At 72.5% G+C, this 13,474-nt stretch carries 12 protein-coding genes; 3 read left to right on the top strand and 9 right to left on the bottom strand.

All coding sequences use genetic code 11. From position 1 onward, the window contains the following. Window positions 1-121: 121 nt before the first annotated feature. The 3 genes from ACK2IS_RS06005 to ACK2IS_RS05995 are packed head-to-tail and all read right to left on the bottom strand — an operon-like array spanning window position 122 to window position 4,482. The gene (locus ACK2IS_RS06005) at window positions 122-1,237 is read right to left on the bottom strand and encodes a putative glycoside hydrolase (protein WP_409485237.1); all 1,116 of its coding nucleotides are present in this window, start codon (window positions 1,235-1,237) and stop codon (window positions 122-124) included. Beyond that, on the bottom strand, window positions 1,234-3,021 hold the full coding sequence (gene pelF / locus ACK2IS_RS06000; RefSeq protein ID WP_409485236.1) for a GT4 family glycosyltransferase PelF: 1,788 nt from the start codon (window positions 3,019-3,021) through the stop codon (window positions 1,234-1,236). Before pelF ends, ACK2IS_RS06005 begins: the two co-directional genes overlap by 4 nt. Window positions 3,022-3,054: 33 nt before the next feature. Then, the gene (locus ACK2IS_RS05995) at window positions 3,055-4,482 is read right to left on the bottom strand and encodes a hypothetical protein (protein WP_409485235.1); all 1,428 of its coding nucleotides are present in this window, start codon (window positions 4,480-4,482) and stop codon (window positions 3,055-3,057) included. 357 nt (window positions 4,483-4,839) lie between these two features. Between ACK2IS_RS05995 and ACK2IS_RS05990 the strand changes: the two genes are divergently transcribed. Next, entirely contained in the window at window positions 4,840-5,832 is a 993-nt protein-coding gene (locus ACK2IS_RS05990; protein WP_409485234.1) for an SGNH/GDSL hydrolase family protein, read from the top strand. Window positions 5,833-5,881: 49 nt separating this feature from the next. Here ACK2IS_RS05990 and ACK2IS_RS05985 read toward each other — a convergent pair whose 3' ends face one another. From ACK2IS_RS05985 to gatC, 6 genes are all read right to left on the bottom strand, one after another. After that, entirely contained in the window at window positions 5,882-6,310 is a 429-nt protein-coding gene (locus tag ACK2IS_RS05985) for a phosphotransferase family protein (protein WP_409485233.1), read from the bottom strand. Beyond that, on the bottom strand, window positions 6,307-6,819 hold the full coding sequence (locus tag ACK2IS_RS05980) for a hypothetical protein (RefSeq protein ID WP_409485232.1): 513 nt from the start codon (window positions 6,817-6,819) through the stop codon (window positions 6,307-6,309). Before ACK2IS_RS05980 ends, ACK2IS_RS05985 begins: the two co-directional genes overlap by 4 nt. A 192-nt stretch (window positions 6,820-7,011) precedes the next feature. Then, on the bottom strand, window positions 7,012-8,007 hold the full coding sequence (locus tag ACK2IS_RS05975) for an alpha/beta fold hydrolase (protein ID WP_409485231.1): 996 nt from the start codon (window positions 8,005-8,007) through the stop codon (window positions 7,012-7,014). Between the two features lie 4 nt (window positions 8,008-8,011). Beyond that, the gene (gatB, locus tag ACK2IS_RS05970) at window positions 8,012-9,520 is read right to left on the bottom strand and encodes an Asp-tRNA(Asn)/Glu-tRNA(Gln) amidotransferase subunit GatB (protein ID WP_409485230.1); all 1,509 of its coding nucleotides are present in this window, start codon (window positions 9,518-9,520) and stop codon (window positions 8,012-8,014) included. Between the two features lies 1 nt (window position 9,521). Further along, window positions 9,522-11,054, bottom strand: a complete 1,533-nt coding sequence (gene gatA, locus ACK2IS_RS05965) for an Asp-tRNA(Asn)/Glu-tRNA(Gln) amidotransferase subunit GatA (protein WP_409485229.1) — start codon at window positions 11,052-11,054, stop codon at window positions 9,522-9,524. 2 nt (window positions 11,055-11,056) lie between these two features. Beyond that, window positions 11,057-11,353 carry an Asp-tRNA(Asn)/Glu-tRNA(Gln) amidotransferase subunit GatC gene (gene gatC / locus ACK2IS_RS05960; protein WP_409485228.1) on the bottom strand — a complete coding sequence of 99 codons (297 nt, stop codon included), beginning with the start codon at window positions 11,351-11,353 and terminating at the stop codon, window positions 11,057-11,059. A 120-nt stretch (window positions 11,354-11,473) separates the two neighbouring features. Here gatC and ACK2IS_RS05955 point away from each other — a divergent pair, with 120 nt between their 5' ends. After that, a complete protein-coding gene (locus ACK2IS_RS05955) occupies window positions 11,474-11,932 on the top strand; it encodes a hypothetical protein (protein WP_409485227.1) in 459 nt (152 codons plus the stop codon). 224 nt (window positions 11,933-12,156) lie between these two features. Continuing rightward, window positions 12,157-13,401 (top strand): family 43 glycosylhydrolase, encoded by a 1,245-nt coding sequence (locus ACK2IS_RS05950; RefSeq protein ID WP_409485226.1) that lies wholly within the window; start codon window positions 12,157-12,159, stop codon window positions 13,399-13,401. Window positions 13,402-13,474: the final 73 nt, after the last annotated feature.

The following is a 13,474-nucleotide window of genomic DNA, read 5'->3' as shown; positions in this document are numbered from 1 at the left end:
CTGCGCGTCGCAGAGCCCGCGGGACCGTCCCGGCCCCAGACCTGGCCTCACGCCCCGGGTCAGGACCCAAGTCTCACGCCTCGGTCCTGACCCGGGCTCCGGGCTCCGCGACACGCAGCAGTCACGGCCGGCGCAGGAGCACCCCCTCCGCGGCGGCCAGCGTCACCTCGGCCACGGCGCGACCCTCGCGGTCCACGAGCCCGGCCGGGGTCGTGATCCGGACCGCCTCGGTGCCGGCCTCCGCGACGTGGAGGGCGCACCACCCGCCCTCGAAGTCGCGGTGCAGGGCGTTGGCGGTGACCCGCGCCGGGCCGAGCGGCCGACCCAGGTCCCAGCCCAGCTCCGGCACCCACGGCACGGGGCCGGAGTAGTCGTCGTGGGCGGTCGCGGCGAAGCCGCCGGGCCGCCCCTCCCCCACGAGCCACCACGCCGCCAGCCCGTAGCGGAAGGCCGGGTGGGCCTGCTCGCCGCAGGAGCCGTCGGTCGCGATCCGCGCCACGACCAGCTCCGGCCCGGATCCGGGCATCACCTGGACGAGCTGCCGCAGCTGGTCGCCGGGGCTGAGGAAGGTGCCGGGCGACCACGACAGCCAGCACTCCTCGAAGGCACCGCCGTAGGCCCCGTGCCGGGCCCAGCGCCCCGGGTCGCGGCGCGACTCGGCGACGTTCGGCACGAGGATCCAGCCGCCCTCGACGAGAGCCCGGCCCACCCACGGGACGAAGTCGTCCAGCGAGGCACGCAGGTCGTCCACCGTGGTCCCGTCGAGCAGCGGCAGGCCCAGCTCGTAGTAGTCGTCGAAGACGTCGTTGTCCGCCATCACCCCGTCGAAAGCGGTGCCGGTCAAGGCCTCTTGCACGTTCGCCAGCCAGGCACGGCGGTATGACGGCACCCAGTGCCGCATCTGCCAGTGGCCGGGATACCCCGCCCACTCCGCCCGGGAGCCGTCCCGTCGCCGCGCGAACCACTCCTCCCCCTCGGGGCAGTCGCAGTCGTGCTCCTCGGCCTGCGCCCACGAGACGCCCGAGCTGTACGTCGGCCCTGGCTCGTAGTCGCGCACCGAGGACAGGCAGCGGTACTGCAGGACCACCAGGTCGGGCGCGGCCTGCTTCAGATAGGCGGCGGCGTCGGTCTCCCAGGGCTGGAGGATCGCCACCGAGCACCGCCGGGCGGCGTCCTCGAGCTCAGCGCGCCCGATCGGGCCGCCATACCTGATCCAGGCTGCCTGGCGACGGTTCACAGGCGACCGGCCTGGGCGCGCCAGGAGGTCGACCCGGACGCCTCGCGGACGTGCCGCTGGACGTCCTGGAACCACGTGCTGGACCCGAAGCCCTCGGCAGTCTCGCCGCTGGGCAGGAGCGACTCGGCGAGCTCGTCCGAACGGAGCGGAAGCCCTCCCAGCGACCGGTAGATCGTGTTGTAGGTCGAGGTCACGTCGTGCAGCTGGAAGGTCGTGCGGACACGCTCGCGGGCGTTGTAGGCCAGGGTGCGGTAGAGCTCGTGGTCGGTGAGCACCTCCTCGATCCGGTCGGCCATCTCGACGGGGTCGCCCGGCGTGGTGAGCAGCCCGCAGGGGCCCCACACCTCGTCGCCGGTGACCAGGTCGTCGTGGATGAGCTGCCGCATCCCGCCGACCTCGGTGCCCACCGTCGGGATCCCCGCCGTCATCGCCTCGAGCACCACGATGGGCTGCCCCTCGTTGTAGCTCGGCAGCACGAGCAGGTCGAAGCCGCCGAGCAGCTCGCGCACCTTGACGGTGCCGTGGAAGACGACGTGGTCCTCCAGGCCCTTGGCGGCGACCTTGTCCTGGCACTTCTCGAAGTACCACGGCACGTGCTCGGTCGGGCCGCACACGTCGATGACGAAGTCCGCGATGCCCCGCTCCACCAGCAGGGCGGCCGTGTCGATCAGGTCGAGTAGGCCCTTGATGGGGACGACCCGGGCAATGTAGGCCAGCCGGAGGGGGTCGCGCTTGTCGGCCCGGGCCTCGGTCTCCTGACGCCTCGCCTCGTAGGCGTCGTCGAACTGGCTCATCGTCATGCCGTTGGGCACCACGACGGCGCGCTCGGTGGGCGACCCCAGGGCGTCGGCCTCGGCGATCGCGGAGGGATAGAGGTAGGAGATCAGGTCGGCCGCCGGGTAGCACAGCCGGCCCATCTCGATCCACCAGGCCATCCAGGCGCGGTGCACCGCCCCCACGTCGAAGGTGCGGTAGTCGTCCGCGGACACCGTGAGGTTCATCTCCCGGTCGAGCAGGGTGTTGACGGTGTCGCGCACGTAGAGGTTGTGCTCGGTGAGGAAGAACGAGGTGCCGTGCTCGCGGGCCGCGGCCGCCGACAGCAGCGAGGCGTAGCCCGTGGTGTGGGCGTGGTAGACCCGGGCGCGGGGCATCGGCTCCGCCAGGACGGCGTAGGTGAGCGAGAAGAACTCCCGCAGCAGCCAGAAGGCCTCGGCGAGCGGGAGGTCCAGGTAGCCCATCCGCTGCTGGACCGTCTCCATCAGCTCGCGCGACCCGAGCAGCCCCCACAGGGCCGGCCGGTCGCTCGTCGGGCTGATGTGGTCGTCGTAGAGCGACCAGAAGGGCTCGACGTCGCCGCCCGGGATGCCCTCCAGGGCATCCACGAGCCGGTGCGCGAGGTCCCGGCGCCGCGCGGCCGGCATCCGCAGGTCTGCCACCCGGGCCGCCAGGAAGGTGCCGGCGTGCTCCCGCATCGACAGGTAGCGCGGCTTGACCCAACGCACGTTGCTCGGCATGCCGTAGAGATCCTGGGCGGGCGAGGTCGAGTCCCAGCACAGATGGATGATCCCGAAGTCGAGGTCGGGATTGCCCAGGATGATGTCGTGCACGACGGCCGACACGCCGCCCTTGAGGTAGGGATAGGTGGATTCCATCACGATGGCCACGTCCACGTCGGGGTAGGCCGGGTCGGACACGCCGCGAGCTGCCCGCGGGTGCAGGCGGGCGGCGTGCTCGACCTCGTGGCGCAGGTCGAGGTCCGGGGTGTCGTCGATCAGGAAGCTCATGGGGTCCTCGCTCTCGGTCGGAGGAGTCCTGGGTCACCAGGAGGTGGCGTGGCGCCAGAAGAGGGTGTATGCGGGTGAGGACCAGGCACGCTGCACGAGGTAGGCCGTGACGACCAGCAGGGCGCAGTCCCCGATCGCCAGCGCGACGTAGGCCGAGGTGGCGGACAGGGTGGCGAAGGCCAGGACGACGAGCACGAGGTGGACGGCCCCGACGACCATCGCGCTGGTGCGGTGCCCGACGTAGTCGAGCTTGTAGCTCAGCAGCGTGACCGCCATGAACACCCACGACGCGAGGGCCACCGCGGCCGCGAGGGAGGCCAGGTGCGGGCGCAGCACCGAGATGATGCCGACGATCCCGAGCGTGAGGACGCCGGCGATCCCCGCGGTCCGGGACAGCCCCGCCACCGTCCCGTGGACCAGCTCGCGGGTGGTGCTCGCGAGCCCGGCGAGGGGCTCGCGCTCCAGCGCGTGCCGCAGACGGATCACGTCGCGGTCGAACGCCGGCGCCACCCGCACGAAGTAGAAGTTGTAGGCGAGCACCACCGGCAGCATGGCCAGGTAGACGACGTCCACCTGGAACAGGCCGGCGGTCATCACGAAGAGCAGCAGCTTGTCCGCCCACAGGACCGACCCCATGAGGAACCCGCGGACGACGTCCTGCCAGGTCTGCGCCAGGGGCACCGCGGTGCGGCGGGACCGGCGGGCGGTGGCGACGGCCCCGGCCGCCGTGCGAGCGGCGCGGTCGGCCCGCAGCAGCGGCACCACGTGGACCGCGGTGGCGAGGATCGCGGGAAGGGGCCACCACGTCGGGGCGGCCAGCAGCGCTGCGGCATACGCCAGCCAGGACACCGCCCAGCGCAGCCGGCGCTGGGTGACGTTGGCCAGCACCACGGACTGCGCGAACACCAGGTGGAGCAGGAGCAGGAGCACCAGCACCAGCCAGACGCGCAGCGGCCAGCGCAGGACGAGCTCGAGAGGTATGGCGAACAGCAGCACGACGGGGGCCGTCCGGAGCAGGACGCCGGGCCAGGCCTGGACCAGACGATGCGCCACGTCGTCATGGCTCGCCCGGTCCAGGACCGGGAGCATGTCGCCGATGACGCGGTAGAGCGGCAGGCATCCCGCCTGGCTGAGCCACGGCACCGAGGCCGACGCGGCCAGCAGGATGGTGAGCAGCGGGACCCTGTCGAGGCCCGAGGTGATCCTGGTCGCCGCGACTGGATAGGCCACCATGAGCAACCCGACGGGTGCCAGGTGGAGGACCAGGTGTCCCCCGGCGACGACCCGGCCGTGGTCGCGCGCAGGTGTCGCGAACATCAGACCGGCGCCGACGAGGGTGGCGATGATGCCCAGCCCCAGCAGGAGGCGTTCCTGCGCGAGGAGCGGGCTGACGGCGGCGCCTGCGAGGGCGGCCACGGTGAGAGTTGCGCCCTTCAGGGCGCGCAGACGGACAGAAGACACGGTCTCCCCCAAGACGTGTGGATGTCCCCGACACCCGACGGGCGTCGGGCTGAAGTCACTGCGGCAGAGGCCCTTTCAGTGACAGCGATCACGACGCTAGGGACCCTGCGGCGGGACACGCCCGCGGTCCAGCTGCTCTTAGTCCGTTCACCTCATGATGTCATTCTTCGCATTTCTTTCAACTCTCTGCGTAGCAATCAGGGTCAGCCACGCTCCGCAGGCGCCGAGGCACGGTGCGAAGTCGTCGTCGGCTGTGCGGCAGCCCCTCGCGGGTATCCGGATGGACCACCGTTCACGCAGGTCAGGACGGGCCTAGGCTCCTCTCGACGCCATCCGTCGATCCAGGGGGGGATCACCATGCCGAGGCACCCGTCCATCATGGCCGCCGTCGCCTGCTCCGTGGTCGCGCTGGCGGCCGCTCCGACCCCGACCGCCGCCCAGGCGGCCTCGGCCGGCACTGTCGCCGCCGCCCGACCGGCCGCTGTCGCCGCCGCGCCCCGCGTGGTCGCCCTCGGCGACTCCTTCGCCTCCGGCGAGGGGCTGTTCTCCTACGACGCCGGGACCGACCGCGCCGGCAACCAGTGCCACCGGTCACCCCTGTCCTGGCAGCGCCAGCTCGACTGGGGCAACGGGCTCGGCGCCATCAACGAGCGCAACACCCGCTACTCCTACCGCCAGGTCGCCTGCGCAGGCGCCCGCACCACCAACATCGACCGCAACGTGCGTCCGGTCACCGACCAGGGCCGCGTCCCCACCCAGCTCGGCGAGCCCGCCTACCAGATGGACGTCCTCACCGGATCCGAGAGCCTGGTCATGCTGACCGTCGGCGCCAACGACCTGGGCTACTGGCCCGTCGTGACGACGTGCGTGCAGGACAGCACCGAGGCCTGCCAGGGGATCACGGCGCACTACGCCGCGGCCGTGCCTGCGGTCACCGGCAACCTCGAGCAGATCGTCCGCGACATCCACACCCGCTCGCCGCGGGCCAAGATCGTCGTAGCCGGCTATCCCCTCGTCATCGACGCGCCCAGCAACCCCTCCGGGCGGTGCACCGGGATCGACAGCACCGCGGCAACGGCGGTCCGCGGCCTGATGAACTCCGTCAACAATGCCTACTCCGCCCGCATCAACGCCCTGCGCCAGAGCGGCATCCCGGTGCGCTACGCCAACACGGCGTGGACCTGGCTCCATACCGACACCGCCCGCCACGACGCCTGCGCGCCCACGACCACGAACTGGGTCAACGGCGTCGTGGGGTCCATGTGGACTCCGGACTACAAGTCCTTCCACCCCGACCGCGCCGGGCACGCGGCCTTCACCCGGACGGCCGACGCCGCGCTGCGCAGCTGACGCCCGGCCCGGCGCGACGGGCGACTCGACCCTGCGGGTATGCCCAGGATCAGGCGAGGCGGCTCCGCAACAGCAGCATCGCGGCGTCGCGGGCCTGCCCCTGGTGGACGCGCGGGGTGGGCAGGCCGGGGACCGCGGGGTGACGGGCCGCGTCGGCGTAGTACGCCGCCATACCGGCCAGGAAGCCCGTGACCTGATCGCTCGTCGCGCCGAGCCCGAGGGCCCAGGGCTCCAGGACGGCCAGCACGTCCGCGCCGCCGACCAGGCCCCCGTGCTGGGCGACGTCCACCGCCAGGCTGACGCCGTCGCACCACGGAGCGCCGCGACTGGCGTGGGGCCAGTCGACGATCCGCACCGTCCCGTCCGGCTGGACGAGCAGGTTGTCGGCGCGCAGGTCGCCGTGACCCAGGCTGCTCCCCCAGGTCGCCGCCAGCCCCAGCCGCGCCAGGTCGTCGAGCCGGTCCAGCCGAGCGGTCACCCAGGGATCGAGGTCGGCCGACGGCTCCGCCCGCAGCCTCGCGAAGCCCGCGAAGGTCTGCTCGTACCGCTCGGTGGCGCAAAGGATCCCGGGATCGACACGGGGGTCGTCGCCGTCGCCAGCCGGGTCAGGGCGTCCAGGATCGCCGCCAGCTCGTCGGGCCGCCAGGGCAGCTGGGCGTGCCGCCCCTCGACGTCCTCGAGCAGCAGGGCGACCCACTCGCCGTCGTCGTGGGCGTCGAGCAGGTGCGCGCAGGGCACGGCCGGTCCGAGGAGCCGGGCGACGGCGATCTCCCGTCGGTAGAAGTCCGGCGTCAGGGGGTTGAGCCCTGGGTGGGCGGCTTTCAGGAAGGCCCGGGTCCCGTCGGCGCACACGAGGCGGTCCGCGGTGCCGGGCGACCAGCCGCCGGTCTGCGGGTGCCACCGGACCACCGGCGAGCCCAGGGTCCGTTCGGCCCAGGACCGGACCTGGTCGGCGACGTCGGGCCAGCTGATCCGTGGCGAGGGCATGGCCTGAGGATGACACGCCACGCTGCCTGCCGGACCGGGATGTCGGCGGTATGGCGCCCACCGCCCCATCGCCCCGCGGGGCACCCGCCCGCAGCCCCGCGGCCCGTCCCGTCCCGTCCCGCCGCAGCGCAACCCTCGGCCCCCGTGGCGCCACCCTCAGCCCCCGGGCCCCGTGGCCCGGGGGGGACGCGATCAGAAGCCCGCGACGAGCTGCTCGACGGCGCGTGCGAAGGCCGCCGGGTCGGCCACCATCACCAGGTGCCCGGCGCCGGGAATCTCGATCGTCCGCGGCCGGCCGAGGTAGTCCTGCGCCAGCGCGAGCGAACCGCCGGACGTGGCGTCCTCGGCGCCCCAGACGATGGCGCGCGGGACCGTGATCCGGCGCAGCTCGTCCGGCGTCAGGTGCAGCACCCCCGACCCCGCCAGCGCCGGGAAGGCCTGCTCCGTCGACCGCTGACGCATCGGTCGCATCCAGGCCTCCACCAGCTCGGGGGTGACGGCGAGGCAGCGAGAGCCGCACTGCTGCCGGACGATCCGCTCGTCGAGCCAGGACCAGCGGGTGCCCACGCGGTAGGCCGCGAGGACCCAGGGGCTGTGCAGCAGCCACGAGGGCGGGCCGGAGCGCGGCTCGTCCGAGCCGTCCTCGCGGCGGAAGGGCAGCGCGTCCCCGTCGGCCAGGACGATCCCGCCCACGTGGTCGGGGTGGTGCAGCGCCAGCCCGGCAGCGACGGCGGCGCCCATGGAGTGCCCCACCACCGCGGGTCGGTCCAGGCCCAGTTGCGCGATCAGGCCGTCGACCAGCGCCACCTGGTGGTCCAGGTCGTAGCGCCCGGTCCGCTCGGTGTAGCCGTGCCCCTCCAGGTCCACCGCCACCACCCGGCGGGTGCCCGCGAGCAGCCGGGCGCTCGGCTCCCAGACGACGGTGTGCTCGGCGAACCCGTGGATCAGCAGGATCGGTTGCCCTGGGCCGCCACCCCACTCGCGGTAGTGGACCCGGGTGCCCGCCACCTGCACGTCCGCCCCGTCGGGTGCGGCCAGCGTGTCCGGAGGCGAGATCACCCAGCAGGTCACCAGTGCCAGGACCGTGAGGGCCGCGACGAGCCCGAGCACCCCGACACCGAGACGCCGCAGCGCCCGCCGCACCCGGGAGAGTCCCCGGACGCGACGGGCGCCGCCGTCGTTCGTCATCCGGTCACCGGCACCTGGCCAGGATCAGCTCGCGCACCTTGGCGGCGTCGGCCTGACCCTTCATGGCCTTCATGACCTGGCCGATCAGGGCGCCCGCCGCCTGGACCTTGCCGTCCTTGATCTTGGCGACGATGTCGGCGTTGCGGCCGAGCACCTCGTCGACCGCGGCCTCCAGCGCTGAGTCGTCCTGCACCAGCTCCAGCCCGCGGGCGTCGGCGACCTCGCGGGGCGAGCCCTCGCCGGCCAGCACCCCGTCCATGACCTGGCGGGCCATGGCGTCGTTGAGGCGGCCGTCGCGGACCATGGTGTCCAGCTCGGCGACGTGCTCCGGGGTGACCCCCATGTCGGCGAGGTCCTTGGCCTGGTCGTTGGCGCGGCGGGAGACCTCGCCCATCCACCACTTGCGGGCGGCGGGCGGGGTGGCACCGGCGGCGACGGAGGCCTCGATCAGCTCGACGGCGCCGGCGTTGACGACGTCCCGCATCTCCAGGTCGGAGTAGCCCCACTCCCCCTGCAGCCGCTTGCGCCGCACACCGGGAGGCTCGGGCAGGGTGGCCCGCAGCTCCTCGACCCACTCGCGGCTCGGGGCGACCGGCACCAGGTCCGGCTCGGGGAAGTAGCGGTAGTCCTCGGCGTCGGACTTCTCGCGGCCCGACGTCGTCACCCCGGTGTCCTCGTGCCAGTGCCGGGTCTCCTGCAGGATCGTCCCGCCGGCCGAGAGGATCGCGCCATGGCGCTGCATCTCGTAGCGCACCGCCCGCTCGACCGACCGCAGCGAGTTGACGTTCTTGGTCTCGGTGCGGGTGCCGAAGCGGTCCGCGCCCTTGGGCATCAGCGAGACGTTGGCGTCGCAGCGCATCGAGCCCTGCTCCATCCGCGCGTCCGAGACGTCGAGCGCGCGCATCAGGTCGCGTATGGCGGAGACATAGGCCTTGGCGACCTCCGGCATCCGCTCGCCCGCACCGGTGACCGGCTTGGTGACGATCTCGATCAGCGGGATCCCCGCGCGGTTGTAGTCCAGCAGCGAGTAGTCCGCGCCGTGGATGCGTCCGGTGGCGCCGCCCATGTGCAGCGACTTGCCGGTGTCCTCCTCCATGTGGGCGCGCTCGATCTCGACCCGGAAGACCTCACCGTCGTCCAGCGTCACGTCGAGGTAGCCGCCGAAGGCGATCGGCTCGTCGTACTGCGAGGTCTGGAAGTTCTTGGGCATGTCCGGGTAGAAGTAGTTCTTCCGGGCGAACCGGCACCACTGCGCGATCTCGCAGTTCAGGGCCAGGCCGATCCGGATCGCGGACTCCACACCCTTGGCGTTGACCACGGGCAGCGCGCCGGGCAGGCCGAGGCAGACCGGGCAGACCTGGGTGTTGGGCTCGGCCCCGAAGGTCGTGGCGCAGGAGCAGAACATCTTGGTGGCGGTGCTCAGCTCGACGTGCACCTCGAGCCCCATCACAGGGTCGAAGCGCTCGAGGACCTCGTCGTAGTCGAGGACCTCCTCGACGTGGGTCGTGGCCATGTCAGCGGTCCTTCCGGGTCTCGTCGCCGGGCAGCGCCGGCGCCTGGTCGAGCAGCGGCCCGCCCCAGGTCTGCTCGAGCTCGCGCTCGACGTAGGCGGCGACGCGGTACATCCGGTCGTCGGCCATCGCGGGGGCGAGGATCTGCATGCCGACCGGCAGCCCGTCCTCGGGGGCCAGTCCGGTGGGGACCGACATGCCGGGGGTGCCGGCGAGGTTGGCCGGGATGGTGGCGATGTCGTTGAGGTACATCGCCATCGGGTCGTCGATCTTGTCGCCGATCGTGAACGCCGTCGTCGGCGCGGTGGGGCTGATCAGCACGTCGCACCGCTCGAAGGCCGCCTCGAAGTCCCGCGCGATCAGCGTGCGGACCTTCTGCGCCTGGCCGTAGTACGCGTCGTAGTAGCCGCTGGACAGGGCATAGGTGCCGAGGATGATGCGGCGCTTGACCTCCGGGCCGAAGCCCGCGTCGCGCGTGGCCGCCATGACCTGCTCGGCGCTGGGGGCGTCGACGCCCCGGGGCGCCACCCGCAGGCCGTAGCGCATGGCGTCGAACTTCGCGAGGTTGCTGGACGCCTCGGACGGCAGGATCAGGTAGTACGCCGCCAGGGCGTAGCGGAAGTGCGGGCAGGAGACCTCGACGATCTCGGCGCCCCCGGCCTCGAGCAGCGCGACCGTCTCGTCGAAGCGCTGCTGCACCCCGGCCTGGTAGCCCTCGCCCGACAGCTCCGTGACGACGCCGATCCGCATCCCGCGGACGTCGCCGTTGCGGGCGGCCTCGACGACCGGCGGGACCGGGGCGTCGATCGAGGTGGAGTCGCGGGGGTCGTACCCGCCCATGACCTCGTGGAGCAGGGCGGTGTCCAGGACGGTGCGCGCGCACGGGCCCGCCTGGTCCAGGGAGGAGGCGAGCGCGACGAGGCCGTAGCGCGAGACCCCGCCGTACGTCGGCTTGGTGCCGACCGAGCCGGTCACGGCCGCGGGCTGACGGATCGAGCCGCCCGTGTCGGTGCCGGTCGCGAGCGGGGCCTGGAAGGACGCCACGACCGAGGAGGAGCCACCGCCGGAGCCGCCGGGGATCCGCTCGAGGTCCCAGGGGTTGTGGGAGGGGCCGTAGGCCGAGTGCTCGGTGGACGAGCCCATGGCGAACTCGTCCATGTTGGTCTTGCCGAGGATCGGCATCCGCGCGGCCTTGATGTGCGCGACGACGGTCGAGTCGTACGGCGGCACCCAGCCCGCGAGCATCTTCGAGCCGCACGTGGTGGGCAGGCCCGTCGTGGTCATCACGTCCTTGACCGCGATCGGGACGCCGGCGAGGGGGTGCAGCTGCTCGCCCCGGGCTCGCCGCTCGTCGACCTCGCGGGCCGTGGCGAGAGCGCCCTCGGCGTCGACGTGCAGGTAGGAGTGGACCGCGCCGTCGACGGCGGCGATCCGGTCGAGGTGGGCCTGGGTCAGCTCGACGGCGGTGAAGTCGCCGGCGGCGAGGCCCTCGGACATCTGGGCGGCGGTGAGCCGGGTGAGGTCGGTGGTCGTCATGGTCAGTCCTCGCTCAGGATCCGGGGCACCTGGAAGCGGTCGAGCTCCTGCTCGGGCGCTGCGGACAGGGCCTGCGCGGCGGTGAGGCCGGGCCTGACCTCGTCGGGCCGGGTCACGTTGGTCAGGGGCATCGGGTGCGACATCGGCGGGACGTCGTCGGCGGCGACCTCGCCGACCTGCGCGACGGAGTCGAGGATGACGGCCAGCTCCCCGGCCATCGTGTCGAGCTCGGCATCGGTCATCTCGATGCGCGCGAGGCTGGCCAGGTGGGCGACCTGGTCGCGGGACAGGGAAGACATGCGCCGCAGTCTAGTGGCGCTGAGTGATCCGCCACGTCGCCCGCCCGTCCGGCGAGCCCGGCGGGGCGGACGGGCGATCAGGGCCGTCCGTGGGTGGCGGCCTCGTGCCATGCTTCGTGGGTGTGGCCACGCAGACGACGCGACGCGCCGGGTCCGTACCTGTTCGACGAGCACTTCCCGCACGGCGGCGTCCCGACGGGCGATCCCGTCGAGCTCGTCGGCATCGCCCACCACGACCGAGGCTCGCTTTACCAGTTCGTGACGACCGACGGCACCTACGTCACCCTGCACGAGCTCGCCTGTGCGGGAGTCGACGTCCGCTTCCTCGAGCGGACCCTCACGCTGCTGTTCACGCACGAGCGCAGCTCGGGCCCCGTCCTGCGCATGCACTTCGCGGGCGCCCGCATCCTGCGTTGGCGCCTGGACACGCCCGTCGCCCCGGACGAGCACCGGGGCCAGGCCTCCGACCTGTGGTGGGACAACAGGCAGACGTTCGCGCTCTACCTCATCGACGACGAGATCGCCTTCACCGCCACCCGCCTCACCGTCACGACCCACGGCATGCCCGATCTGCGCTGAGGCGACCACCTTCCCGGGCGTCGCTCCGTAGCGCGGCGTGACCGGCGTGGTCAGGTGTGGTGTCTCGCACGTCGGCCGTCGCGGACGCCGGACCTCGGACGTTACGGCCTTGCTCCGACCGGTTCGGTGACTCCACGCGGATGGCGGACCAGGCAGTCCGCCACCCGAGGTAACCCATCGTGGTAACTCTCCGTCGAGAATTCAACTACCGTTGAGTACACGGCGTGACTACTTACGCCTCCCCCCGACGACACCGCCTCCTGCGGGCGGCTGCCACCGCCGTGCTCGCGGCCAGCGCCGCCGCCGGCGCGGTGGTGTCCCAGCCCGCCGCGCCCGCCGCCCAGGCCGCCACCGACACCGGCTGGTTCAAGCCGGCGACGACCTACGTCGGCGAGTTTGCCGACCCCGACGTCCTCAAGGTCGGCAGCACGTACTACGCCTACGGCACCAACACCGGCGGGTCCTACCTGCCGGTGATGCACTCGGTCGACACGAAGTCGTGGATCGCCCGTCGTGCCTACGGCGCCACCGGCGACCCGCTGCCCAACAAGGGCATCAACCCTCGCACCGGCACCTACTACCCCGGCCTGCGCAAGGTCTACAACGGCACCCTGCGGGTCGATCCGTACTACAACGACGCCCTCCCGGACGTGGCCGCCTGGGCCGACCGCAGCCGCTGCAAGGCGCACTCGGACGGCACCAGCGCCGCCGAGGACAAGTGGTGCGTCGGCGCCTGGGCCCCCACCGTGGAGCGACTGAAGGACGGCCGCTACCTGCTGGCCTACGTCGCCCAGCAGAGCTATGCGACCGGCCGCCAGTGCATCTCGCTCGCGACCGCCACGTCCCCCGAGGGCCCCTTCGTCGACCGGACCACCAAGCCGGTCGTGTGCTCGTCGGACCCGCACGGATCGATCGACCCGGACCTGTTCCGCGACCCCAAGACCAGCCAGCTGCACCTGATCTTCAAGAACGAGGGTGTGCCGGGCAGCAAGCCCACCGAGATCCTGAGCATCCCGATCAACGAGGCCGGGACCTTCCAGGACGCCGCGACCAGCTATGTCCCCGGCGTCAGCTCGGCCCTGCTGCTGCGCACCTCCCAGACCTGGGAGGGCACCCTGGTCGAGAACCCCTCGATGGTCTACTGGGGCGGTCGCTACTTCCTCTTCCACTCGGGCAACCTGTGGCAGACGGCGAGCTACGCGACCGGTGAGACCCACTGCGCGTCCCCGCGGTCGACGTGCGGCCGGATCTTCACCTACCCCGTCCTGAAGACCAGCTCGACCCAGGGCATCTGGGGACCGGGCGGGGCCTCGGCGTTCGTCGACCCGAGCGGCAAGCTCGCCCTGCTGTATGCCGCCTGGAACAAGTCCACCACCGGCTATGCCTACGCCAACCGGATCTACCACACCGCGCGGATGACCTACGCCGACAGCCAGGGTCGGGTCACCGTCGCCAACGCGCTCGGCTGACCGGCCGCCCCCACCTGCGCACGCCGCCACGCCCCGCCTGCCCATCGCAGCCGGGGCGTGGCGCTGCTCGTGC

This window comes from Arsenicicoccus dermatophilus (assembly GCF_046267915.1).
Lineage (GTDB): Bacteria > Actinomycetota > Actinomycetes > Actinomycetales > Dermatophilaceae > Arsenicicoccus > Arsenicicoccus dermatophilus_A.
The sequence above is the reverse complement of the archived record's forward strand: the minus strand, read 5'-3'. Positions and strand labels throughout refer to the sequence as shown.

Excerpts from the sequence above, each read along its gene's own strand:
- pelF (WP_409485236.1), bottom strand. The coding sequence starts at position 3,021 with ATGAGCTTCCTGATCGACGACACCCCGGACCTCGACCTGCGCCACGAG.
- ACK2IS_RS05990 (WP_409485234.1), top strand. The coding sequence starts at position 4,840 with ATGCCGAGGCACCCGTCCATCATGGCCGCCGTCGCCTGCTCCGTGGTC.
- ACK2IS_RS05980 (WP_409485232.1), bottom strand. The coding sequence starts at position 6,819 with ATGCCCTCGCCACGGATCAGCTGGCCCGACGTCGCCGACCAGGTCCGG.
- ACK2IS_RS05975 (WP_409485231.1), bottom strand. The coding sequence starts at position 8,007 with ATGACGAACGACGGCGGCGCCCGTCGCGTCCGGGGACTCTCCCGGGTG.
- gatB (WP_409485230.1), bottom strand. The coding sequence starts at position 9,520 with ATGGCCACGACCCACGTCGAGGAGGTCCTCGACTACGACGAGGTCCTC.
- gatA (WP_409485229.1), bottom strand. The coding sequence starts at position 11,054 with ATGACGACCACCGACCTCACCCGGCTCACCGCCGCCCAGATGTCCGAG.
- gatC (WP_409485228.1), bottom strand. The coding sequence starts at position 11,353 with ATGTCTTCCCTGTCCCGCGACCAGGTCGCCCACCTGGCCAGCCTCGCG.